The organism is Collinsella sp. AF20-14LB (genome assembly GCF_003459505.1).
Lineage (GTDB): Bacteria > Actinomycetota > Coriobacteriia > Coriobacteriales > Coriobacteriaceae > Collinsella.
Genome location: NZ_QRWD01000013.1, coordinates 24,331 through 43,270, shown reverse-complemented (window position 1 = coordinate 43,270; position 18,940 = coordinate 24,331). Strand labels below are relative to the sequence as shown.

General features: G+C 66.8%; 22 protein-coding genes. All 22 read right to left on the bottom strand.

Annotated elements, in window-relative coordinates:
• Positions 1-31 precede the first annotated feature (31 nt).
• The 22 genes from DWX63_RS07635 to DWX63_RS07545 all read right to left on the bottom strand — a co-directional run bounded on the left by DWX63_RS07635 (position 32) and on the right by DWX63_RS07545 (position 18,809).
• The gene (locus tag DWX63_RS07635) at positions 32-502 is read right to left on the bottom strand and encodes a hypothetical protein (protein WP_233514506.1); all 471 of its coding nucleotides are present in this window, start codon (positions 500-502) and stop codon (positions 32-34) included.
• Between the two features lie 104 nt (positions 503-606).
• Positions 607-1,515 (bottom strand): DUF6273 domain-containing protein, encoded by a 909-nt coding sequence (locus DWX63_RS07630; RefSeq protein ID WP_117843305.1) that lies wholly within the window; start codon positions 1,513-1,515, stop codon positions 607-609.
• Positions 1,516-1,527: 12 nt separating this feature from the next.
• The gene (locus DWX63_RS07625) at positions 1,528-2,430 is read right to left on the bottom strand and encodes a BppU family phage baseplate upper protein (RefSeq protein ID WP_117843304.1); all 903 of its coding nucleotides are present in this window, start codon (positions 2,428-2,430) and stop codon (positions 1,528-1,530) included.
• A gap of 3 nt (positions 2,431-2,433) precedes the next feature.
• On the bottom strand, positions 2,434-2,754 hold the full coding sequence (locus DWX63_RS07620) for a hypothetical protein (RefSeq protein WP_117637887.1): 321 nt from the start codon (positions 2,752-2,754) through the stop codon (positions 2,434-2,436).
• A gap of 21 nt (positions 2,755-2,775) precedes the next feature.
• Positions 2,776-5,328 carry a phage tail spike protein gene (locus DWX63_RS07615; RefSeq protein ID WP_117843303.1) on the bottom strand — a complete coding sequence of 851 codons (2,553 nt, stop codon included), beginning with the start codon at positions 5,326-5,328 and terminating at the stop codon, positions 2,776-2,778.
• A complete protein-coding gene (locus DWX63_RS07610; RefSeq protein ID WP_117843302.1) occupies positions 5,328-6,041 on the bottom strand; it encodes a distal tail protein Dit in 714 nt (237 codons plus the stop codon). Before DWX63_RS07610 ends, DWX63_RS07615 begins: the two co-directional genes overlap by 1 nt.
• A complete protein-coding gene (locus DWX63_RS07605) occupies positions 6,038-8,509 on the bottom strand; it encodes a phage tail tape measure protein (protein ID WP_117843301.1) in 2,472 nt (823 codons plus the stop codon). The genes DWX63_RS07610 and DWX63_RS07605 overlap by 4 nt, the downstream gene beginning before the upstream one ends.
• Positions 8,510-8,511: 2 nt before the next feature.
• Positions 8,512-9,168 (bottom strand): Gp15 family bacteriophage protein, encoded by a 657-nt coding sequence (locus DWX63_RS11260; RefSeq protein WP_158559644.1) that lies wholly within the window; start codon positions 9,166-9,168, stop codon positions 8,512-8,514.
• Positions 9,168-9,671, bottom strand: a complete 504-nt coding sequence (locus DWX63_RS11255; RefSeq protein WP_158559643.1) for a hypothetical protein — start codon at positions 9,669-9,671, stop codon at positions 9,168-9,170. The genes DWX63_RS11260 and DWX63_RS11255 overlap by 1 nt, the downstream gene beginning before the upstream one ends.
• A gap of 108 nt (positions 9,672-9,779) precedes the next feature.
• On the bottom strand, positions 9,780-10,496 hold the full coding sequence (locus DWX63_RS07595; RefSeq protein ID WP_117843299.1) for a phage tail tube protein: 717 nt from the start codon (positions 10,494-10,496) through the stop codon (positions 9,780-9,782).
• Positions 10,497-10,498: 2 nt separating this feature from the next.
• Complete coding sequence (locus tag DWX63_RS07590) at positions 10,499-10,897, bottom strand: minor capsid protein (RefSeq protein ID WP_117843298.1); 399 nt, start codon at positions 10,895-10,897, stop codon at positions 10,499-10,501.
• 1 nt (position 10,898) lies between these two features.
• Positions 10,899-11,249 carry a minor capsid protein gene (locus DWX63_RS07585; RefSeq protein WP_117843297.1) on the bottom strand — a complete coding sequence of 117 codons (351 nt, stop codon included), beginning with the start codon at positions 11,247-11,249 and terminating at the stop codon, positions 10,899-10,901.
• Positions 11,250-11,543, bottom strand: coding sequence for a putative minor capsid protein (locus tag DWX63_RS07580; RefSeq protein WP_147336073.1), 294 nt, complete (start codon positions 11,541-11,543; stop codon positions 11,250-11,252). It abuts the gene before it with no gap.
• A 32-nt stretch (positions 11,544-11,575) separates the two neighbouring features.
• Positions 11,576-11,935: a hypothetical protein gene (locus tag DWX63_RS07575; RefSeq protein WP_117637878.1), complete on the bottom strand. Its 360-nt coding sequence runs from the start codon at positions 11,933-11,935 to the stop codon at positions 11,576-11,578.
• The gene (locus DWX63_RS11250; RefSeq protein ID WP_158559642.1) at positions 11,925-12,080 is read right to left on the bottom strand and encodes a hypothetical protein; all 156 of its coding nucleotides are present in this window, start codon (positions 12,078-12,080) and stop codon (positions 11,925-11,927) included. The genes DWX63_RS07575 and DWX63_RS11250 overlap by 11 nt, the downstream gene beginning before the upstream one ends.
• A 14-nt stretch (positions 12,081-12,094) precedes the next feature.
• A complete protein-coding gene (locus tag DWX63_RS07570) occupies positions 12,095-12,976 on the bottom strand; it encodes a hypothetical protein (protein WP_117843296.1) in 882 nt (293 codons plus the stop codon).
• Positions 12,977-12,979: 3 nt separating this feature from the next.
• Complete coding sequence (locus DWX63_RS07565) at positions 12,980-13,537, bottom strand: phage scaffolding protein (RefSeq protein ID WP_117843295.1); 558 nt, start codon at positions 13,535-13,537, stop codon at positions 12,980-12,982.
• 201 nt (positions 13,538-13,738) lie between these two features.
• A complete protein-coding gene (locus DWX63_RS11245; protein ID WP_158559641.1) occupies positions 13,739-13,903 on the bottom strand; it encodes a hypothetical protein in 165 nt (54 codons plus the stop codon).
• Positions 13,876-15,546, bottom strand: coding sequence for a phage minor capsid protein (locus tag DWX63_RS07560; RefSeq protein WP_158559640.1), 1,671 nt, complete (start codon positions 15,544-15,546; stop codon positions 13,876-13,878). Before DWX63_RS07560 ends, DWX63_RS11245 begins: the two co-directional genes overlap by 28 nt.
• Before the next feature lie 50 nt (positions 15,547-15,596).
• Positions 15,597-17,111, bottom strand: a complete 1,515-nt coding sequence (locus DWX63_RS07555; protein ID WP_117843293.1) for a phage portal protein — start codon at positions 17,109-17,111, stop codon at positions 15,597-15,599.
• A complete protein-coding gene (locus DWX63_RS07550) occupies positions 17,111-18,394 on the bottom strand; it encodes a PBSX family phage terminase large subunit (protein ID WP_117843292.1) in 1,284 nt (427 codons plus the stop codon). Before DWX63_RS07550 ends, DWX63_RS07555 begins: the two co-directional genes overlap by 1 nt.
• The gene (locus DWX63_RS07545; RefSeq protein WP_117843291.1) at positions 18,378-18,809 is read right to left on the bottom strand and encodes a hypothetical protein; all 432 of its coding nucleotides are present in this window, start codon (positions 18,807-18,809) and stop codon (positions 18,378-18,380) included. Before DWX63_RS07545 ends, DWX63_RS07550 begins: the two co-directional genes overlap by 17 nt.
• Between the last annotated feature and the right edge of the window lie 131 nt (positions 18,810-18,940).

Genomic DNA, 18,940 nt, shown 5'->3' with positions numbered 1-18,940 from the left:
GTACCGATAAACAAGGCGCGACCGCCGCCCATTATAGCGAACGCAGGCGCTCTAGCTCGGCCTCGGACTCGGCTATGCGCTCCTCGGTGGACTTCTTGCCCGTCACGCGCACGTTCTTGCGTGCGCCCTTCAGCAGCCTGATCTCCTCCTCGACCATGGCCGCCAGCTCCTCGAAGCGGTTGGCGTTCACCGGCAGGCCGATATCCATGAGGCACTGCATGTCCAGCATCAGCTGCTCGCAGTCCGCTATTGCCAGCGTCAGGTAGCGTTTCCTCTCCAGCGCGTTGAACGAGCTGTTGGGATAGAAGCAGTCGGCGCGGTTGACGTTGTACACGATGCTGCGCGCCGTCTCCACGGTCGGCACCGCGTTCAGCAGACGATAGGCCTTCGGAACCACGGAGGACGACGCCATCAGCTTGTTGACCTCCACGCGGATGGCGATGGCCTGCGTGAAGAACTTGTACTCTGAAACCTCGCGGTTTCGCTGGTAGACGCCGCTCATGGCACCTCCTGGGAAAACGTGGCAAAAAAACGGCCCGCTGCGCGGGCTTAGAGCGACCGCGCGAGGCGGTCGCCCTGAAAACAGAGTATAGAGCACTCGGCTGGCTAGCCGACGAGGAAGCCGGGGCGGGGGCGAACCCAGACGTACGTCGCCGAGTAGCAGGTGGCATTTCCGCCGATGTCGACGTAGCACACGCCGGACGAGGAGCCAGACGCAACGGAACGCAACCACCAACCGCACCGAGTTCCGTTCAAGCGGTGCGCGGTATCGCGGAACAGGTCGAACTGGCAGTCAAAGCCGACGCTGTAGCCCTTGGTGCCCCACACTGGGCAGCCGTACACCTCCATCTCGGACAGCGAGAACACCTTGCCGATATCCTGCCAGCTCCACGAGTTGGACTCGTTGAGCGCGCCGCTGGCGCTGTAACGCTCCTCAAGCAGGACGCGCTGGGTCAGCAGGTACTTGGTCAGGCTCTCGGGCAGGCACGCCTCGAAGGCCGTCTCCCATGCCTTGAGGTTGCTGTTGGGGTAGGGGCATTTCTGGTCGGCGGTGCCCTGGTTCGTGTTGGTCGTGTTCCACATCAGGAAGCTGTCGTTGGCAACGCCGGTCACGGTCTTGGCCACGGCGATGGGCGCGGAGGCCACGAAGGCGATGTGGTGGCCTTTGGAGCTGTCGCCGCAGCAGTAGTACGGGTCGAAGTGCGCCAGGAGGAAGCGCACGGACTGCTGGGCCGCCACGCCCGACGCGCTTACCAGCGGCACGTCGATGTAGTCTCCCACGCGCAGGCCCGCGAAGTTGCCGTTGGCGGCTCGCTTGTGCAGCGCGTCGTACACGCTGCCGCTGCCGATCTCTCCCGCCAGGATGGTGGCGATGTTCTGCCCGCCGTACTTGCCGATTTGGCCCTGGCGGTTGTACTCGGCGTTGTTGAGCGCCGTCTGCGCGTTGCTGCGCGCGGTATCGTCGATGACCTCGTAGCCGATGCCGCCCACCGACAGGGTTTTCGCTAGTGCCATTTCGTTGCCTTTCTACTTGAGGTTGAGGGTTGTGCCGGACGCCGTGCAGGTGCTCCCGAACGTGATGGTGCTGCCAGATGCACTGGCCTTGGAGGCGGGGCAGTACACGGTGCCGTCGTCGTAGATGAACGCGTCCGTGGCGTCGGCCAGCTTGCCGTACAGGTCGGCTATCTGCTGCTTCTGCTTGGCCATGTCCGAGCTGCCCGCGCTGCCCTGCGCCACGCTGTTGGCTATCTGCAGGGCGATGTTTGCCGCCGCGTCGGCGTTCGAGGCCGCGCCGTTTGCCGCAGCCGTGGCGGCTTGCGAGGCCGTCTTCAGCTGCGACGCCTCGGTCACGCGGTCGCTTTCCGCCGTGGCCCGCTTCTTCTCGGCCTCTGCGCGCTTGGTTTCGTCGGTCTGGCGTGCCTTCTCGTTCGTGGCGCGCTGGTTTTCCGCGCTCGCGCGGGAGGCCTCGGCCTTCTGCATCTGCGCGTTCAGCGTGCTCACGTCGGCTAGCTGCCCTTCGAGGTTCGCGATGATCGCCTCCACCGCATCGACGTACGGGCCGGATATCTCGCCCGACGCGCTCGCCGAGGGCAGCACGTTCACCAGGACGTTCTCGGTGGTGGCGTCCAGCCCTGCCGCGTTCCGCACGCGCACGTAGCACACCTTGAGCAGCCCGGCCACGCCGAAGACGGCGGGGTCGACCGTCACGGTGGCCACGTTGTCGCTGATGCCAGTGAACTGCTGCTCAACGTAGGTGTGGTCGGGCTTCGCAGCCATGAGGTGCACCTTGCAGCCCGTCAGGGCCGCCTTCTTGTCGCCGTCGTAGATGGCGGCCTTCAGGACCTCGGCGCTGTCGCCCTGGTGCACGGTGATGACGGGCGGCGCTATGTTGGTCTTCTTGAGGTTGAGCGTAAGCTCGTGCGTTGCCATGCCTCATTCCTTTCCTTCGGCCGCAAGTGTCCGCGATATGTCGCCGGGCTGCGCTCTGTGGACCCCGCATATCTCCTCGTCGGTGAGCGCCGAGAAGTCCACGGCGTTAGCCTCGCCGCCTTCCGCGTCCATGACGGCCACGGGGCTGGACACGAGCGTGAAGCCGCCCTTGCCGTCGAACTCGAACACGTCTTCCGATTCCACGATGGCCCGCGCCGTGGCCGGGTCGCTGATGCACTCGAACACCGGAAGCGCCTCGGGCGGCTTCGGCGCACCGTCGAGCGCCTGCGGCGCTTCGGGCTGCTGCACAAGGTGGTAGAACATTCCGTTTCCTCTCTCGCTGGTCTAGTTTCCCGTGATGCTGCTCATGCCGGTGATGATTCCGTTCACCACGTTGATGGTGCCCCACGTCCAGTTGTTGCCGTTGTTGGTGATGCACCCGATGAACTGCGTGGAGCCCGTGTACCCGTAGGTGCCGCCGCCGCTCGGACTGGTTCCTATGGCGAACTTCGGGGCGAGTATCCTGGCGGTGCCCGACGACCCAATGTCTGCGCGGCTGCTATCCAGGTACACGTAGTTGTTGGAGTTCTCCTGCAGCTTCACGTACGCCGAGCCGCCCGCGTTGCTGTTGCCGCTCCTCATGTACAGCTGCTCGTCGGGATGGCTCATGTAGCCCGCGTAGTAGGGGGTCGTTAGCCACGTCTGGCGGTAGTAGCGGTTGACTGCCAGGAAGCCGTAGCCGCAGGCGGACATGCCCACGCCGTCGGTCGAGCTCGCCGTGGGGCTGTCCTTCGCGTGGACGGCCTCGATGGTGCAGTACTCGGTCGAGCCGCTCACGAACGACGCTCCCGGGTGGTTGTTCGTCGTCGTGCCGGTGGTGATGTAGTTGGTTGACGACGTGCCGACCATGTTGCAGCGGAACATGGAGGTGCCGCCCACCAGCACGGTGCCCGCGATGATGGAGCCGTTCTTGTCGTATATCTGGAAGCCGTTGGTGGCGTTGATATAGACCCTGTTGCCGTTGCTGTCGGTCATGAAGATGGAGCCGTCGCGCAGGTAGAAGGCCCCGCTGTCGAGGTCCCAGTACGAGTTCCCGCCTTTGATGCGGCCCGTGGTCAGCTCGTCGGCGGTCACGCCGTCGCCGGTTATGGCCGTGCGCCACTTCCACGCGCCGCTGGAGTACTTGGAGTTGGCCACGCCGATGATTCCGCCGCCTATCTTGACGCACTTGGTGGCGCTCTCGGGCTTTTTGTCGTACACCAGGATGCCTTGGCCGGGCTCCTCGTACACCCAGCCACCCGTGGTGTTCACCTCGCTGTTGAGCATGTCAACGATCTTCTTGCGGATATCCGTCGGCAGCTGGTCGAGCTGTTTCTGCAGCCCATCCACCTCGCCCTCGGCGCTCGTCAGCCGTTCGTCCAACTTGCCCGTGACGCCTTCCAGGTGCTCCTTGTTGGCCTCGTCTATCTGCTTGAGCACGCTCTCGCTTTGCTCTATCGACGTGTCGGTGTACAGGCGCAGCACCTCGTCCAGGGACAGGTTGCCGTCGTCGGAGTACTTCTTCAGCGCCTCCTCCAGCGTGGTGTCCCCGTTGTCGGCGTACTCCTTGAGGGCCTTGTCCAGCTCGTCCCTTATCTGGTCGGTGTAGTCCTGGGCGGCGCCGCCGACCTCCTTGGCGTACGCCTTCTGGCGCTCCTCGGCGGCCGCCAGGCTCTCGCCCCATTTGCCGGTCGATGCCTTGTTCGAGGCGTTCACGGCCTCGGTCACGGTCGCCCGGATGGTCGAGGCGGTGGACTTGGCGGCCGACTTCTGCGCGGCCATCAGCTCGGCGACCGTCTGGTAGTTGCCGAACGTGTAGGTGACCTCGCCGGGGCGCAGCTGGTCCTCCACCACCTTGGTGATGCGAGTGCGCACGCGCAGCGGCGGGTCGTACACCTTGTCCACCACGGTCACCAGGTCGCCCTCGTCCGCGCCCTCGAAGCCCTCGCCGGCGCGCGCAAGCGCCACGGCGTCCACAGTGTAGGACACGGTGGGCACGCACGACTTCGCCAGCTGCGCCTCGGTGAGCTTCTTCAGCTCGGCGGCGTCCTCGCAGTCGGAGAACTCCACGTCGCCGAACACGTGCGCCTTGCCGCCCTTGCCGTCGGGCCGTCCCCAGCGCGCCAGCGCGTCGGCCGACCCCACCCAGTTCTGCCCGCCGTTCACGCCGCCGAAGGTCAGCTTGCGATCGTAGCCGCCCGTCAGGTTGCCGTCCTCGTCGGCGGTCTGCAGGGACTTGCCGTAGCCGTACAGGGCGGTACACACGTTGCCCTCGTCCACGCTGCGCTTGACGCTCACGAGGTCCTTGGCGTAGGTGAAACGCTTGCCGTTGTCCTCGCCGACCTGCTTGGCCATGCACACGCGGCGTGCGGTCACCTTGGTGCCGCTCACCTGGATTTCGAACGACAGCTCGCCGCCCCAAGTGTCTGCCACGTCGTGGATGGCCGCCCATGCGTTGGTGTGGTAGAAGTTCGTGCCGGCCTGCCCGAGGTCGGCCACGGTTCCGACCTGCCAGCGCGAGGAGGACAGCGCCGAGGCCAGCGCGGCGTAGGCGCTCACGTCGTAGGGGCGCTTGTCCTCCAGGTAGTCGCCCAGGAGCTCGATTTGCGCCGAGGTCGGGCAGTAGTACGTGTAGAGGATGCCCGCGCTTGCGCGCTCCTCCTCCACGCCGTCCACGATGTTCTCGTGCCAGCGGCCCTTGAGGTCGCGCCACACCAGGCGGTCGCCCTTGTCCAGGCGCGCCAGCGTTGTGATGCTCAGGGCGTTCTCGCCGTTGACCTCGCGCGTGTCCTCGCACTCGAACAGCGTCTTGATGGGTCCCTTGTACGCCTCCCAGCGGTCGCATGCCCACAGAACCATCAGCCCACGTACCTTTCCGTCCACTGTACCGTCGCGGTGCCGCTGGACAGCTTGAGGCTGTTGGCCCCCGGCTCCAGCGGGAAGAAGTCACTCTCGAAGGTCACGGGCGCGGGGCTGCCGTCCACCGTGGCCTGCGGGGCGGCCATGTCGATGACCACCGTGCTCGATGCCGTCACCGCCTTGTCGATCTGCACGAACTCGCCCGTGCCCATGTTCGTCAGCCGCAGCGCCGACGTGCTGCCGCCGGGCCTGACGGTCACGGTGGGGTAGGTGCGGAACGTCCCGCCCACCTGCACGCCCGAGGTGCCCGACACGGTTGCGCGCCCCTCGGCCCCGTAGGCCACGGGGTCGTATGCCGTGAACGTCAGCGTGGCCTCGCCGGTGTGCCACAACGTGTCGAGCGCGCCCGGCGAGGTCAGCACGGCCATGTAGCGCAGGCCCAGGTGCCTCTCGTCGTCCAGCCACAGCTCAGCCTCCTTGAGGCACAGAAGGCGCGAGGCCATGAGACGGCGCAGAGCCGCCATGTCGTCGGTGGGACGCGCCCTCCAAGCCGCCGCCACGTCTATCGTCAGGGGCTTCAGCTCTGCGCGCATGAAGCGCGAGCCGGGCTGCCCGGGCACGTCGCGCGTGGCGATTTCGTACTCGGGCAGCAGCGAGCGGGTCACGAGCCGGGTGTCGAACCACGGCGCGAAGTCGAAGCCGTTGTATATCATGCGAAGCACTCCTGCCGTTTGATTTCCTTGGCTATCTGGCGGGAGATTTTCTCTATGTCGGCCTCCTCCCGCACGGTCGCGTACATGTTGATTGTCACGTTCGTGTCGCCGTGGCCCGCGCCGCCCTTGCCGTCGAGCAGCTTGGCGATGCCCTCGGCCAGCGGGCGCGCGCCGCGCTCGTTGAACGGCACCACGCCCTCGGGGCCCGCCTCGCCTACGCCGATGACGCTGGGGCCGTTGAACACGCCGCCCTTCGCGTACCAGTCGATTCCAAAGTGCGGCACGCTCGGCGGGTCGATGCTGAACCCGCCGGAGATGGACAGGTGCGGCAGCTTCAGGTGGGGAAGCGACCACGAGAAGTTGAAGAACCCCTTGATGGAGTCGATTACGTTTCGCACGGTGTCGCGGGCGCTGTTTATCGGCGTCTCGATGGCGCTCTTGATGGAGTTCCATATGCCGGCCACGGTGTCGCGGGCGGCGTTGAACACGCTGGAGATGGTGTCGCGGATGCCGTTGACGATGCCGGATATGGTCGAGCTGATGCCGTTCCACACATTCGACGCCGTGGTGCTCACGGCACCCCAAACGGAGTCCCACACGGCCTGTATCGCCGACAGCACCGCCGATATGGTGGAGCTGATGGCGTCGATGGCCGCGCCTATCGCCGAGGTGATGGCATCCCACACGCTGGAAGCGGTTGAGCTGACGGCACCCCACACCGTGTCCCACACGCCCTGAATCACCTCAAGGGCCGCGCTTATCACGTCGCTCACGTATTGGATGTACGTGCCGACCGCGCCACATATGAGGTCCCACGCCGCCGTGAGCACGCCGCCGAAGTTCTCCCAGACGAAGTTCCAGGGTATGAGCAGCGTCTCGATGGCTAGGTTGAGTATTTCCGCGAGCAGCATCACGGCCACCTGCACAACGTTGCAGATGCCGTCCCACACGCCCGCGAGCGTCGCGCCCAGCCCGGAGAAGAACGCGCCTATCGACTCGGCGACCCCGCCGGCAACGCCGACGGCCACCTGGAACGCGGCGCACACGGCATCCCACACGGCGGTCACGGCGTCGCGGAACTCCTCGCAGTTGTTCCACAGCAGCACCACTGCGGCGATGATGGCCGCTATTGCCGCTATCACGGGGTGCGCGGCTATAAGCCCCAGCGCGGCGGTGCCCGCCTTGCCCACGGCGGAGAAGGCAGCCCCGATTTGCGGCACCACGCTGATGATGGTGCCGACGGTGGACAGCACCGGCCCGATGGCCGCCACTATGGCCGCTATGGCCAGCACGGCGGTCTGGCCGCCCTCGCCGATGCCGGCGAACCACTCGGAGAACGACTTGACGACGCCCGCCACGTTGGTGGCGATGTTGAGCAGCGGCTCGCCAAGCGGCTCGATGGAGCCCTGCAGCTCGCGCATGGCCTCCTGCGATTTCACGGCGAAGCTGTCGGAGGCGGCCTCCTGGGCCTGCTGCGCAGCGCCGGCGACGTCGCCGAAGCTGTCCTGCACGCCCGCCAGGGACTCGATCATTCCCATGGCATTGTCCTCGCCCAGCGAGGACCACAGGGTGGAGGCCAGCGCGGCCTTGTCGTACTCGTTTGGCATCTGCGTGAGGTCGCCCAGCACCGCCTGCAGCATGTCCTCGGCAGTGGCGCTGCCGTTCTTGAAGTTCTCGAAGACCTCCTGCGTGCCCTCGCTGAACGAGCCGATGGACTCCTCCATGCGTCCGTCGCTGAGCGCGGTCAGGAACTCGTTGAGATAGTCGCCCACCTTGTCGAGGTTGTACGCGCCGTTGGACGTTCCGGCCTCAAGCAGGCTGAAGTACTCGCTTGCGCTCATGCCGGCCTCGCCCCAGCGCACCGAGTACTCGCTGAGGTTGTCGCCAAGCTCGTCGGTGTAGTTCAGGCCGCGCTGCATGCCGGCGGTCAGCAGGTCGCTCGCCTCGGTTGCTGAGAGCCCGAAGCCCTCCATGAGGGCGTTGGTGCCGCGTATGGACTCGTTCACGTCTGCGCCGAAGGTGTCCGACAGCATGAGTGCGTTGGTGGTGACGGTCTGCAGGTCCTCGTCGGACACGTCGCGAAGGGTGGACTTGCACTGGATCAGCGCATCGTTGACCTCGTCCAGGGACTGGCCCCAGCCACCCTCGTATATGCGCTTGCCTATGCCGCTGAAACGCTCGGCCTCCTCGCCGGACACGCCGAACGCGGCGGCTATGCGGGCGTTGGCCTGCTCGTAGTCGCTGGCCACGCCGAATACGGCCTTGCCGGCGGCCACCACGGGCGCGGTCAGCGTCACCGTGGCGGCCGTGCCGGCCTTCTTGAACGAGGACGACAGCTTCGCGGCCTTCTCGTCGCCCTCGGTTATGTTCTTCCAGGAGATGCCCTGGAGGTCGCGCTCCAGGGCCTTGATGTTCTTGGATACGTCAACGGTGTCGAGCACCGCTTTGATGATGACGTTGCCGTCCATGCTCACCTCGTCGCTCTCTTGAGCGCGGCGAACGCATCGCGCATCGCCGCGTCGCTTCCTTCCTCAGAGCCGTGTGAGCTGCGGCCTTTGCCGAGTTCGAACGCCTTGTGGGCGGCGTTCCAGGCCTCGACCTCCTGCCTGTTGTATTTGGTTGGCTTCGGCTTGGTAGCCGGGTTGCGGTAGTGGATGGCCGCGCCGAGCGGCGTGTCCTGCGGGCAGCCGCCCACGAGCGCCACGAACTCGGCGAAGCTGATGCGCTCGCGCACCTCGTCCCACTCGATGCCGTATGCCTGGCGGAAGCTGGTGCGGATGCGCGCCGCGTCCTCCTCAAGGTCCCACAGCGGTGCCTCGTGGGGGCGGTCCCCGGTCAGGTCGAGCCCGCACACGTCCCACACCGCCGCGTCACGCAGGCGCACGAACTCGGCCAGGTCGTAGTCGCACGCGCACCAGGCGTCCAGCCAGTCGACGAAGAAAAGCGCCAGGAACTCGTCCCGGCGCTGGTCGTCGGACTTGCCCTCGTCGGTCAGCACCTCGATGACGCGGATGACCGTGAGCGCGTCGTCGCGCACCAGCACCTCCTCGCCGTTCCACGGGTAGCGCGTGGCGCTCGTGCCATCGGGCAGCCGCACCCGCTCGGCCGTGAGCGCGGCCGGCAGCATTACTTGCCGCCCTTCTTCTTGCGCTTGGCCTTGGCGCGACGCTGGGCGCGGTTGAGCGCCTGGACCTGATCGGCGCGCTCGCTGTATGCAAGGCCGCACGCCATCAGCTGCTCGCTGGTCGCGTGGCGCGCCAACATGTTGAGGAACGTGGCGAAGACCTCGCCCAGGATGCGGATGTTCTCCTCGGGCGCGATGGGGCCATCGTCGCCGCCCATCCACGCGAGCAGCTGCTCCCAGCCCTCGGTGCCGATGAACGCCGAGATGGTGCGCTTCATGAGGCGGGCCTGCGCGGCGTTGGCCTCGGCCGCCTTCTCGGGGGTGTCGGCCTCGCGGGCCATCTGCTCGTTGGCCTGCGCGCGGTCGATGGCGTTGCCGACCTTGGCCAGGTACTCCTCGATGTGCTTGTCGTCGAACCACACGCGGAAGCGCGGCGTGTCGGGGTTCTCCTCGGGGTCCTCGAAGAACACGTCCTCGTACGCGCGGATGTTTTTCAGAAGTTCCATTTGTTGCCCCTTTCGTGAGCGGTGAGCGTCGGGCATAGAAAAGGGGCGCGGGCCGCTCACTAGCCCGCGCCCCCATGCCCAGGAGGTTATGTCTGGTGTCGCCTGCGGCTACTTTGCCGCCACGGTGACCTTCACCTGCGTGCAGATGCTCGGCTTGGACGCGCAGCGCACGGTGATGACCGCCTCGCCTGCGGCCACGCCCGTCACGTTGCCGTCGCTGTCGACGGTGGCCACGTCGGTGTTGCCCGATGCGAAGAAGCACTTGGCGTTCGCCTCGGCGGGCGTGACGGTCGGCGCGAGCTTCATGGACTTGCCCACGGCCGGGCCGGTCGGCGCGGTGCAGGTGACGCCCGTGGGCTGCTTGAGCTTGTTGGCGGGGATGTAGCGCATAGCGCCAGCGCCCGAGATTGTGCAGGAGAACGCGCCGGGGTCGGACGCCGCGCCCTGCTGCGAGCCGACGGTCAGGCCCAGGTAGGTGCAGTCGCCCTCCACCACGTCGCCGTTGGGGTCGGTGTGGCGGAAGTGGCCCTCGCGGCCCTCGCCGGTCTCAAGCGCCAGGCTGGACACGTAGTCCTGCGCGGGGTCGCCGTAGCAGCGGTCGCCCGTCACCTCGTACTGCGGCTGCACGCTCTTCACCTTGTCGGTCGGAGTGCCGTAGCCGTCGTAGTAGTCCTTGGTCTCGGTCGTCTCGTTGGTGGTCGGCTTCACCTCGGTGATGCCGCGCGAGAAGATGGCCCACGTGGGGCTGGCCGCGTCTGGCGTGGTGTCGATCTCCAGCGCGCTCATGTAGTTGGGCGCGAAGCCCAGGTCTTGGTTCTTTGCCATCGTTATCCCTTCTCTATGGTTATGGTCGCTTTGATTCGGAACTCCCACAGGTACGGCCCGCCCTCGGGCGGCGTTATCTCCTGCGGCTCGGTGTACAGCGACGCGCTCGTGAAGCCATAGGAGCCTGTGGGCGAGGATAGGTCGGCCCCGTCCAGCGCGTCGGCCAGGTCGTAGGCGTCGCCCATGGCCTTGGACTCGGAGGTGTCCTTCACGATGACCTGCAGCACGTATCCCACGCGGCGGGTGCCGTCCATGTGGCGCACCACGTCGGTGGTGGGCATGGGCCGCAGCACCACCGCGTCGTCGTGGCCGCGCGAGGCGGCCAGGCGGGTGAGGAGCACCGGGCCGTAGCCCAGGGCCTCTATGGCGGCCTTCGCCGCCTCCATCACGTCCGGCGCCATATCACGCCTCCTCGGTCAGGAGGTCGACGGCCAGGCGCTTCCAGTCCTCGCCGTGCGCGTCCTTCGCGGCCTTCGGCCAGTCGGCCTTGGCCCTCGGGTTCTTGCCGTGCTTGATTCTCGAATCGGGCAGGTCTCGAACGTATGCGGCGTAGTCGGGGTCCCATATCACGAGGCCCTGCCTGAAGTCGGAGGCCGCCTTCATGGAGTTGTGCAAGTCTTGGGAGTCCTCGGGCGTGTACACGTTCATGTCCTCGGCCACGCTCATGGCGAACTTCACCTGCTTGGCCTCCAGCTCCTTCGCGCTGAAACGCTTCATGAGCGCGGTCAGGTCGACCGTAACTGCTGCCGGCATCTACCTCACCTCCAGTTCCCAGTGGTGGGGGCGTGTGCCGAACGCGCGGCGGGGCGTGCACCTCGCCACGTTCATCCACTCGCCCCCGTCGATGCTCACGCGGCTGCCCACTGGCACGTCGAACATGCCGGGGCTGTCCGCGCCGTCCGCTATCACGAGGCCCTGCGCGCCGTCGCCCAGGGCGTACTCGCGCACGAGCCACGCCGAGACGGGCTCGAAGCGCACGCGGCGCACCTCGACGGGCTGCTCGAACTCGCCGCCGTAGCCGCCCTCCCTGGGCACCTTGACGGACATGGTGGAGGGCCGCGCCGAGCGCGGCACCCGCATCATCTGGTACCCCCGATGCCCGCGTAGAGCAGCGGCGTTCCAAGCAGCTCGCGGCGGACGGCGGCCTCCATGTCGCTGCGGTAGGTGCTGGCCCCTTCGGTACCGGGGTTCCACGAGAACGAGCCGACGGTGAAGCCGCCGCCCTCCATGATGCCGCCCGAGCATCCGTACGCGGCGTCGACCTCGCAGGCCGCCATGACCGCGCGCGCCCACTCCTCGGAGCCGTCCGGCTCGTTGGGGAAGATCAGGTCGCGCACGGCTGCCGTGGCGTGGGGGAGCGCCGCCTTGAACTCCTCGGCGGACAGCTCCCCGCGCCCGGCTGCCAGGTAGTCCTCGTGGGTCGGGGCTCTAGTTTCCATCGTCCTCGGCCGCCTCGGGCTTTTCCGCCTTGCCCTTGGCGGGCTGCTCGTCTGCGGCCTTCGCCTCGGGCTTTTCCGCCTTGCCCTTGGCGGGCTTGGCCTTCTTCGGGGCCTCCTTCTCGAAGGCCAGTCCAACGGTGCGCATGTCGCGCCTCCTTCCTACGCGGCCTTCATGCCTGCGGTGATGTAGTGCGCCAGGTTCTCGCGCACGCCGCACACGCCGTACTTGCGGTACTTGAACAGGTGGCCGAAGCCATGCTGGTTGTCTTCGGCGTCGATGACCTTGCCGTGCGCGAAGTTCCAGCGCAGCACCACGGCGTCCTTGTGGACGATGAGGAAGTTCATGTCCACCGCGCCGGTGCCCTTCTTGTAGTGGCCGATCTCCTCGTCCTTGGTGGTGCCGTCCAAGAGGTCGATGGCGCTGTAGAAGCGGGACTGCGGCACCTTCACGATGGAGGAGAAGCCGTCCAGCGCCTCGCGGGACTTGGTGGTGTCCAGGTCCTTCACCATACCCAGCAGGGTGGGGGTGATGAACAGCACGCGGCCCTCTTCCGGCACCTCTTTCTCGTCCATGTCGCACATGGCGGCGTTCAAGCCCTTGAGCATGTCCGCGCCGTCGGCGTAGGTCTTCTGCTCCTTGGTGATGCCGGTGCCTGCGCACAGCGTGGAGAACACGAACGCGTCTCCCTCGGGCACCACCTTGGTGCGGTTGAAGTGCGCGGCGGCGTTGCCGAACGCCAGGTTGAAGGACTGGGCGTCCACTTTCTGGTCGATTTCAAGGATGGTGCCTCGGTCGTAGTTCGCGCTGATGGGCTTCCAGGTCAGTGACGCGCCGCTGTTCTGGGGCAGTCGCCCGTTGGCCTGCACGTCTCCCAGGCCGCCCATGGAGTAGACGGGGTAGTAGAACTCGCCCAGCTGCTCCATCTGCGCGATGTTGCCCTGCGGTGCCGCGCTCTCAAGCACGGCGGTCAGGGACTCCTTGCGGTATGCCTCCATGAGCACGTTCTCGTAGCCCTTGGGCAGTTCGATGCTGTTTGGCATGATTTACTCCTTCGTGGAATTGTCGGTGAGTCCGAAAGCTGCGCGGAAGTCGGCCAGGCCGTCGGTGCCTGCGCCGCCCTTGGGGTCGCCGCCCGCGCTCTCGCGGGGCTGGTCGGTGAACATGTAGGCGTTGTCCTTCTTCAGGGCCTCGAAGTCGATGCCCGTTAGGTTGCCCTGCTCGTCCAGCTTCGCGTCGGCGATGTTCGGGATGATCGCGCGCGCCGCCTTGGCGTTGCGCACCCCCATCTGCGCCAGCTTGGTGTCGATGGCGAAGTCGCGGCGCATGTCGGCCTCGCGCTTCTCGGCGTCGGCCTTGTACGCCTCGTTGTCGGCCTTGGCCTTGTCGAGCGCGGCCTGCAGCTCCTCGGCGTTGCCCGCCTTGGAGGTGAACTCCTCGATCTGCTTGTCGCGCTGCTCCAGCTCGGCCTTGAGGGCCTTCACCTGCTCCTGGTACTCGTCGGTCTCGCGCTTGTACTTCGCGTAGGACACGACCTCCTTCTGGGGCTCGGTCTGCTGGCCTTCGCCGCCCTCGTTTCCCTGGGGCTTGTTGTCTTCAGCCATCGCTTGCTCCTTCCGTGTTTGGTTGTCGCGCTTCCCTGCGCGCTTGGATGGCCCACCGTTGTCGCCGTGGTCGCGTGCGGGGCCGTTGTCGCCGCCCCATCGCGTGACCGCATCTTCCCCGAGGTGTCGCCAGGCAAAAGAAAAGGCCGCCCGTTCGTGGGCGGCCTTGATGCCGTGTCGCTGTTCGGTTGTCGGTGATGCCTAGTGCATCAGGCCCTCGTCGCGCAGAACCTTGCGGCACTTGGCGAAAAGTTCCTCGCGTTCTTTTTCGCTCAGCTTCTCGTCCTCGCTCAACTCGGGCACGTGGTCGTCGATGACTAGAGCCCAGTCCTCGGGGGTCACTTCTTTTTTGTCAGCCTGAACCATTTCGCCTCCTCGTTCTGCTTGTAGAGCATTTCCGTCGTGTAGTGGTCGATGGCAGCGCCGCCCGCGTTCGGGTAAAGCGCCTTCATCTGCTGGCGTATTCTCTCGTACGCCTTCACCACGCCGGGGTCGTTCACCTTGATTTCGTAGATTGTACCATCGTGGCACGCCACCACCGAGCTGCGCACCCAGTCGTTTTCCGCCACCGTGCGTATGTCGGTCCACGACGGCGGCGAGCTCATGGGGTGGTTGTGTATCAGCACCACGCCGCCCTCGGTGCGCCTGCACGCCTCCACCTGCTTTGCGGTCAGGCCGCACGCCTGGCTCTTCAGGCCGTGCCCGAAGGTATCGGTGACGCGCTCGCCCTTCTTCCATGAAACCACGGACATGCGTTCGTAGCCCGTGCCGTCGCGGTCGCGCAGGATGCGGCGGCTCTCGGCGTACACGGCCTCGCTTGCGCGCTTCGGGATGGGAAGGGACGCCACCTTGTCGTGGTAGGCCCTGCCGTTCACGGCCCGGCGGCTCACGTCTGCGGCGGTGCCCGCGCCCTTGCCCGGCATGAACTTCTCGCGCACCCAGGTCTTGTCCGTGGCAAGCGGGTAGATGCGCGCCTTCGATTCCATGGCGGCCTCGCGCGTGCGCTCGCGGGACAGGTAGGGGTGGGCGGCTATGTGCTCGCGCTGGCGCTTCTGCAGCTTGCCCAGGCGCAGGCGCTCCTTGGTATTATCGAGCCCGGCGGCCTCCAGGGCCGTTGCCTCGCGCTTGGCGGCGCGTATGCCGCGCTCAAGCTCGCGCTGCTTCTGCTCTGCCTGGTATCGCTCCTCGCGCTTCTCGTCGCCGCCGTCGGGGTCGCGCTCGTAGCGCAGCGGCTGGCCCTCGACGTATATGCCGAAGTCGTGCTTGCAATTCGCGCCGCACAGCCCGTCCACCGAGCCGTAGCCCGTCTCGCGGTAGAACGGCGGGTACTTCTTGGACTTGCCCGACAGGCTGAACACGCGGCCCTGCCACTTGGCGTGGCTCTCTCGCGCGCCGCCGTGCGAGGAGGTCTGCACGAGGTCGTGCCCGGTCTCCTCAAGCAGCTCCAGCGTGTTGCGGCTGCCGGCCTGCACCGCCTGCGTGCGCACGTGGCGGCGCATGGCCACGTCGGCCTGCGCCCACGCGCCGCTCTTGTAGTCCACGACGGACACACCGCGCCAGGCCAGCTTCAGCACGGCCTCGCGGGTGGCCTGCTCGTAGCCCGCCATGCCCGAGTTCACCCGAGCCACGGCCTGCGCCACGACTTCGAGGTAGGCGCGCTGCACGTTGGCGGGCATCTTGAGGTTGTCGCGGCTCACGACGTCCTGCACGCCTGCGGCGGTCGCGCGGGCGGAGTTGTGCAGCCTCCACTGCATGGCCTTGGACAGCGCGCCCATGGCCGTGCCGAGCGTGCCAAGGTCCGTCTCGGCGCTCTTGGCCACCGCCTCGGCCGCAGCCTTGGCGGCCTCGCGCGCGGCTCTGCGGCCCTCCTCGTTCATGGCCTTCTGCACGTCCTTGGCGGCAAGCGCCGCCTTGCGGGCGGCCTGCGAGTAGGCGCTGTCGCCCTCGAAGTCGATGGAGCCTATGAGCGCGGCGTAGATGCACACCAGGCGCAGGGTGTATTCGTCCATGGCCCCCTGCGCTGCGTCGGTGAAGTGCTCTATGTAGTCCGGCCCCAGCATCAGGCGAGCCCGTCGCCCAGCATGTCGAACGCGCCGCCCTGCTGCTCGGGCACGTTGGCCTTGGCCTCGTTGCTGGTCTCGCCGTAGAAGCGGCGGCGGTACTCCCACGGGGCCATGATGCCCGCGCCGACCTCGCTCATGGCCATCTCGCGCGCGCTCTGCGTGTCGCTGATGATGGAGTCGTCGAAGTCCACGGTGACGTCGCCGTAGGGCACGGCCTCACCCTTGATGCTGCGGCACGCGTCGGCCATGCCGTTCACGAGGCGCACGATGGACTTGCGCAGGGCGTTCTCGTGCCGGTGGATGGATCGCATCAGCTGCGAGTTGTCGGCCGCCACCTCCTTGGCGGTCTTCAGGCCCGTGTGCGACTCCCAGGAGAAGTAGCCGTTGCCGAAGCCGCACGCCACCGACAGCAGGCGCAGGCCCGTGTTGATGGCGCTGGCGTTCTCGTCGGCCTTGAGGTCGCTCTGAACGGTCTGAATCTTGGCCGACCCCTCGTCGCCGGGGTTCATGCTGAAGATGGTGTCGTCGGCCTCGCCGAAGGCGTAGTAGGTCTTCGTGAGGCTGCCGTCCGGCCCCTTGTCGGTCTTGGACTCTATGAGGGTCTTGTCCACGAACGTGCGCGGGCGGCCCACGCGAATGTGGTCGAGCAGGGAGGTGGCGGCCTCGTCGACCACCTTCATGGCCCCCACGGCGTTGCAGTACACGCTCGCGCCCATCGCGCAGTAGTCGTAGAAGCGGTTCGACACGGCGGGGCGCACCAGCGCGAAAAGCGGGCGGGTGCAGCGCGTGTCCATGTCGGCGCTGATGCCATCGACCGCCACCTGCTTGTGCGTGCGGGTATCGAACAGCTGCGTGAGGATGTGGTAGGTGCCGCCCTTGAGCACGTGGGCCTGGCACTGGTCGTAGTCGCGCCCCGCGACCTCCACGCGGCCCACGAACGCGCACTGCGTGCAGTCGTCGGCGCTCCACGTGAGCGGGATTATCTGGCTTGCGTCGTATCTCACGATGCGCAGTTCGGCGTCCGGCGTGTAGGCGCTGTCGGTCACGCCTCGCGGCTCGATGACCCACGCGCCGGTGCCCATGGCGAACGCGCGGGCTATGAAGTCGGCGTTGTCCATGGCGAACGATGTGGGCGCGTCGCCGTCCTCTGTCGGCTGCGGCGCGGCCTGGCCGTCCTCGTGCCCCTCGTCGCCGACGCCGCCCGTCGCCGTGGGGTTGGCGAAGTAGCGCGCCATCCAGGCGCGGCGCTCGTCGCTCGTGCTGGAGATGATCGTGCTCTCGTTCATGAGCAGACTGGCCCACTCGTCGGCCACGAGCGCCGCCGGGTGCAGGCTGGCGCGCTCGCGCTTGTACACGCGGAAGCCGCGCCGCTCGCTGTAGTGGTACCAGCCGTTGTTCGCCGCGAACCAGCCGAACCAGACGCCCACCATGCCCTGCATGCGGGTGTCCGGCTGGCATCCCATGCGGCGCAGCCACGCCTCGGCGTAGCCCGTGCTCCCTCGTTTCTCCATCAGAGATTGCTCCTTATCCACAGTCCTGCGGCGTAGCCCGCCGCGTCTATCGCGTCGTCGTTCACCTTCGGCAGTGTCTCGGTTATGTCGCCCTGCCCGTTCGACACGTACTCGAACTCGGGGAACTCCTTGGCGGCGAGCGGGCAGCGGTCGGGGTCGATGACTATGCGCGTAAGGTTCTGCATCCACCTGATGCGGCTCTTGGGCGCGTTCAGGCCCTGCTTGAGCGACTTTTGCGCGCTGATGCCCTGCTCCTGGTAGTAGAGGATCATGCCGCGCGCCGCGCTGTCGCACCACACGTCGGCGGCGGGGTCCTCGGCCGCCTGCAGCTTGGCCGCCACCAGCTCGGCGGTCTTGACGTCGATGGCCTCGGTTCCCTGGCGGCTCTCCTCGTCCAGCAGGTACAGCACGCGCTCGTTCTCGTCGTAGCCCGCCTCCATGAACACCCAGGGGTGCACGCTGCCCGCGTCCACGCCGAACGAGCGCAGGGCGATGGACGCGCGCTCCTCCGCAGTGATGGGGCGTATGTCCAGCAGCTCGTCGGGGAACACCTCGGAGCCCGTGCCGATGACCTCGCCGAGCCATTGCCAGCGGTAGGAGTCGGGCGTCTTGCGGCGGCTGCGCTCCGCCTCCGCCAGCGCGGTGGCGCTTATCCATTCGGGGTGCTCGTCTATGACGTCCAGGTACGTGGTGTGGCATATGAAGCGCCCGTCCTCGCCCGGGTGGGCCTCCAGGTCGCGCGCCTCCTTGTTCACCCAGTTGCGCGCCGAGCGCGGGGGGTTGTAGCTGTAGAAGACCCAGAACACGTCGCCGCCGCGCAGGAACGTGGCCAGCACGCTGCGCACCTCGTCCATGCCGTCGAACTCGTCTACCTCCTCGAACCACACCACGGCGCAGTAGCCGGTGCGGAACTTCGCGGACTTCAGCTTCTTCGGCTTGTCGCATCCCACAAAGCGTATGACCTGCCCGGTGGGGCGGTACGTCACCTCCATGGGGGACAGGCCGAAGTCGAACAGGTGCGCCACGCCCAGCACGTCGCACGCCCAGCCTATCTGCTCGTACACGGACGTGCGCAGCGTGTTGCCGACCTTGCGCAGCACGACGGCGTTGGCCTCCGAGTTGAGCATGATCAGCAGCACGATGGCGATGGATATGAACGAGGACTTGGTGGAGTTGCGCCCGCCCTTGAACCAGTAGTGCGTGAACTCGTGCGTCTTGATGGAGCGCCACACGCCGGCGAACACGGCGGCCACGACGTCCGAGAGCCTAACCGAGGTCGTCAACGATGGTCACCCCCGCCTCGGCCATGGCGGCCTTCGCGCCGTCCACGCCGAACATGTCGTTGAGCAGCTTCACGCTCTCGGTTATCGCGAGGCGCGCGTCGCCGTTGATGCTGCCCTCGGCCGCATGGCGGCGGAAGATGGGCAGCGCGCCGTCCAGCACCTCGAACAGCGGGGCGGCGGCGTCCTGCAGCTCCCATCGGCAGTCCTTGGCGGCCGCGTCGCGTATTTCCTGGATTCTGTGCGCGATTCGTGGGTCGCGCATCAGCTTGGACGCGGCGCAGCTTATCGAGTTGTAGTTCATGCGCTTGCAGTCGTAGGCCGCGCGGTACGCGTCCTGCTGCTTGGCGCGGGGCTTGGCCATCTCGCGGGCGAACGCCTCCTGCTTCGCCGTGAGCGGCTTGTCCTTCTTGGGCACCTGCGGCCTCCTTCCTGGTAAGTTTCGCGCTAGCCCAGCGACGCGATCACATCGCGCTCGCGCGGCGAAAGCGCGAAACGCTCTGCGGCTGCACGCTCTGCGGCTGCACGCTCTGCGGCTGCACGCTCTGC

Excerpts from the sequence above, each read along its gene's own strand:
- DWX63_RS07635 (WP_233514506.1), bottom strand. The coding sequence starts at position 502 with ATGAGCGGCGTCTACCAGCGAAACCGCGAGGTTTCAGAGTACAAGTTC.
- DWX63_RS07630 (WP_117843305.1), bottom strand. The coding sequence starts at position 1,515 with ATGGCACTAGCGAAAACCCTGTCGGTGGGCGGCATCGGCTACGAGGTC.
- DWX63_RS07625 (WP_117843304.1), bottom strand. The coding sequence starts at position 2,430 with ATGGCAACGCACGAGCTTACGCTCAACCTCAAGAAGACCAACATAGCG.
- DWX63_RS07620 (WP_117637887.1), bottom strand. The coding sequence starts at position 2,754 with ATGTTCTACCACCTTGTGCAGCAGCCCGAAGCGCCGCAGGCGCTCGAC.
- DWX63_RS07615 (WP_117843303.1), bottom strand. The coding sequence starts at position 5,328 with ATGGTTCTGTGGGCATGCGACCGCTGGGAGGCGTACAAGGGACCCATC.
- DWX63_RS07610 (WP_117843302.1), bottom strand. The coding sequence starts at position 6,041 with ATGATATACAACGGCTTCGACTTCGCGCCGTGGTTCGACACCCGGCTC.
- DWX63_RS07605 (WP_117843301.1), bottom strand. The coding sequence starts at position 8,509 with ATGGACGGCAACGTCATCATCAAAGCGGTGCTCGACACCGTTGACGTA.
- DWX63_RS11260 (WP_158559644.1), bottom strand. The coding sequence starts at position 9,168 with ATGCTGCCGGCCGCGCTCACGGCCGAGCGGGTGCGGCTGCCCGATGGC.
- DWX63_RS11255 (WP_158559643.1), bottom strand. The coding sequence starts at position 9,671 with ATGGAACTTCTGAAAAACATCCGCGCGTACGAGGACGTGTTCTTCGAG.
- DWX63_RS07595 (WP_117843299.1), bottom strand. The coding sequence starts at position 10,496 with ATGGCAAAGAACCAAGACCTGGGCTTCGCGCCCAACTACATGAGCGCG.
- DWX63_RS07590 (WP_117843298.1), bottom strand. The coding sequence starts at position 10,897 with ATGGCGCCGGACGTGATGGAGGCGGCGAAGGCCGCCATAGAGGCCCTG.
- DWX63_RS07585 (WP_117843297.1), bottom strand. The coding sequence starts at position 11,249 with ATGCCGGCAGCAGTTACGGTCGACCTGACCGCGCTCATGAAGCGTTTC.
- DWX63_RS07580 (WP_147336073.1), bottom strand. The coding sequence starts at position 11,543 with ATGTCCGTCAAGGTGCCCAGGGAGGGCGGCTACGGCGGCGAGTTCGAG.
- DWX63_RS07575 (WP_117637878.1), bottom strand. The coding sequence starts at position 11,935 with ATGGAAACTAGAGCCCCGACCCACGAGGACTACCTGGCAGCCGGGCGC.
- DWX63_RS11250 (WP_158559642.1), bottom strand. The coding sequence starts at position 12,080 with ATGCGCACCGTTGGACTGGCCTTCGAGAAGGAGGCCCCGAAGAAGGCC.
- DWX63_RS07570 (WP_117843296.1), bottom strand. The coding sequence starts at position 12,976 with ATGCCAAACAGCATCGAACTGCCCAAGGGCTACGAGAACGTGCTCATG.
- DWX63_RS07565 (WP_117843295.1), bottom strand. The coding sequence starts at position 13,537 with ATGGCTGAAGACAACAAGCCCCAGGGAAACGAGGGCGGCGAAGGCCAG.
- DWX63_RS11245 (WP_158559641.1), bottom strand. The coding sequence starts at position 13,903 with ATGGTTCAGGCTGACAAAAAAGAAGTGACCCCCGAGGACTGGGCTCTA.
- DWX63_RS07560 (WP_158559640.1), bottom strand. The coding sequence starts at position 15,546 with ATGGACGAATACACCCTGCGCCTGGTGTGCATCTACGCCGCGCTCATA.
- DWX63_RS07555 (WP_117843293.1), bottom strand. The coding sequence starts at position 17,111 with ATGGAGAAACGAGGGAGCACGGGCTACGCCGAGGCGTGGCTGCGCCGC.